The organism is Pseudomonas sp. HY2-MNA-CIBAN-0224 (assembly GCF_040310285.1).
In the GTDB taxonomy this organism is placed as follows: domain Bacteria; phylum Pseudomonadota; class Gammaproteobacteria; order Pseudomonadales; family Pseudomonadaceae; genus Aquipseudomonas; species Aquipseudomonas helleri.
On the sequence record NZ_JBEOPQ010000189.1, the window covers coordinates 1 to 443 of the forward strand.

Consider the following 443-nt stretch of genomic DNA (forward strand, 5'->3'; position numbering starts at 1 on the left):
TTATCCGGCGAGTTTCCTTTACCGTCAAAGCCAAAGCTCGCGCAATGCTGACGTATATCCGCGCCTTCCTGTTCACCCATACCCAAGCTAATGGCCAGGCACCCTTTCGCCGCTTCACTGTTGCCCTGGTTGTTGCCGGTGCCATCGAAGAACAAGCCCACATGCAGGGTGATGCCGGACTCCAGTTCCTCTTCTTCGTCCTCTTCTTCCAGCTCGGGCTCAGCACTGGCGGGCGCTGTTTTTTTAGGTGTCGGCGATTCGGGCCACTGAGCCAAATACGCCATGTAACTCTGCTGAGGCCCTCTGGCATCTCCCAGCACTTGGCCTCTGATGTATTGGTCAGGGATCAGTCGCGGCGCAGGCACTGGCACTGGCACAAGTCGCCTTCCAGCGCGGCTTGCCGCCCTCCCAGTGATTCATCATGGCGCGGACCGCACAGCACG

At 59.1% G+C, this 443-nt stretch carries 1 pseudogene; it reads right to left on the reverse strand.

Features of this window, described 5'->3' with window-relative positions:
- A pseudogene (locus AAEZ03_RS25975) lies at positions 1–284 on the reverse strand (PAAR domain-containing protein); the annotation flags it as partial.
- Positions 285–443: the final 159 nt, after the last annotated feature.